This is a genomic window from Streptomyces sp. HSW2009 (assembly GCF_040240285.1).
GTDB lineage: Bacteria > Actinomycetota > Actinomycetes > Streptomycetales > Streptomycetaceae > Streptomyces.
Window position 1 is genome coordinate 1 of sequence record NZ_JBEHZD010000952.1, and the last position, 1,599, is coordinate 1,599.

General features: G+C 77.5%; 1 protein-coding gene and 1 pseudogene. One reads left to right on the top strand and one right to left on the bottom strand.

Going from position 1 to position 1,599, the window contains the following annotated elements:
- Positions 1 to 285 precede the first annotated feature (285 nt).
- Positions 286 to 1,188: an aminoglycoside phosphotransferase family protein gene (locus AAHZ94_RS33780; RefSeq protein ID WP_349997512.1), complete on the top strand. Its 903-nt coding sequence runs from the start codon at positions 286 to 288 to the stop codon at positions 1,186 to 1,188.
- Positions 1,189 to 1,370: 182 nt separating this feature from the next.
- Here the strand turns inward: AAHZ94_RS33780 and AAHZ94_RS33785 are convergent.
- Positions 1,371 to 1,535 (bottom strand): annotated as a pseudogene (locus AAHZ94_RS33785) (CGNR zinc finger domain-containing protein); the annotation flags it as partial.
- Between the last annotated feature and the right edge of the window lie 64 nt (positions 1,536 to 1,599).

The following is a 1,599-nucleotide window of genomic DNA, read 5'->3' on the forward strand; positions in this document are numbered from 1 at the left end:
GCGCGGCCGCCCCCCCCCCCCGCGGGCCCCCGCGCCCGGGGGCGGGCGGACAACCGCTCGCGAGTCCCCCTCGCGTCCGCCCGCGCCGGAACCGCCCGGCCCCGCGCCCGTACCGCTCCCGAGCCCCACCCGCACCCGGCCCGGACTAGCACCGGCCCCACACCCGCACCGCCCCGGACCAGCGCCCGAGCCCTCCCCGGCCCTCCCGAACCCGGCCCAGGCTGGCGGGTGGAAGCGGGTGGAAAAGGAACTGACCGGCGCGGCGCGGTGCGCCATGATGCCGGCATGGGAGCGATCAGGATGCACGCCGACGAAGTGACCACCGACCCCGAACTGGTACGCCGTCTGATCGCCGACCAGTTCCCGCAGTGGGCGGGGCTCCCGGTCACCCCGGTCGACTCCTACGGCACCGACCACGCCATCTACCGGCTCGGCGACGACCTCTCCGTACGGCTGCCGCGCATCGGTTGGGCCACCCGCCAGGCGGCGAAGGAGGGCCGCTGGCTGCCCACGTTCGCGCCGCACCTGCCGCTCGCGGTCCCGGTGCAGGTGGCGGTGGGCCGGCCGGCCGACGACTATCCGTACGACTGGTCGGTCTACGAGTGGCTGCCGGGCGACGACGCCAACGGCACCATCGAGGACCTGGAGCAGGCGGCCGTCGACCTCGCCGCGTTCATCACCGCGCGGCGCCGGGTCGACACGACCGGCGCTCATCAGCGCGGCCACGGCAGCCGGGGCGCGCCGCTGGCCGAACTCGACGCACAGGTGCGCAGCTCGATCGCCGAACTCGGCGACCGCATCGACGGGCCAGCGGCCCTCGCCTCCTGGCAGCAGTCGCTGCACGCGCCGGCCTGGTCGGGCCCGCAGATGTGGCTCCACGGCGACCTGCTGCCGGGCAATCTGCTGGTGACCGGCGGGCGGCTGTCGGCCGTCATCGACTTCGGCACCCTCAACGTCGGCGACCCGGCCTGCGACCTCCAGCCCGCCTGGAACGTGTTCAGCGGCGCCAGCCGGCAGCGCTTCCGTTCGGCACTCGGCGTGGACGACGCCGGCTGGCTGCGGGGCCGCGGCTGGGCCCTCTTCCAGGCGGTCTCCGCCCTTCCGTATTACTGGGACACCAATCCCAAGATGATCCGCCAGGCGTCCCACGCACTGGCCGAGGTGCTGGCGGACGGGACTGCGGGGTAGCGCGCGAGGGTGGGCGCGGCGGCCACTGACGGCGGTCGCCGACGTCCGCACGCCGGGCCTGGGCGGCCTCGAACTCCCCGCCGGCCCGGGCGCCCCGACGCACCCGTACCCGCCCCGGGCCCCACCCCGTACCCCCAACCCCGTACCCCGCGTCCCGTACCCGCCGACCCGGCCCCCGGCCACTACGTGCCTGCGCCGGGCCGTTCCGTCGCGCGCGAGCGTCGATGGGCCGCGACGCGTTCGCGGGTCGCGCACCGGCGGGAGCAGTACCGGCGCTCCGGGCCGCTGCCCTGCGCGATGAAGACGTCCGGGCAGGTCGGCGACGCGCAGACCCGGCCGGGCGGCCGTGGGGGGGGGGCCCCCCCCCGCCCCCCGGCCCCGCCCCCCCCCCGCCGGCGCCCCCCCCCCCCC

Excerpts from the sequence above, each read along its gene's own strand:
- AAHZ94_RS33780 (WP_349997512.1), top strand. The coding sequence starts at position 286 with ATGGGAGCGATCAGGATGCACGCCGACGAAGTGACCACCGACCCCGAA.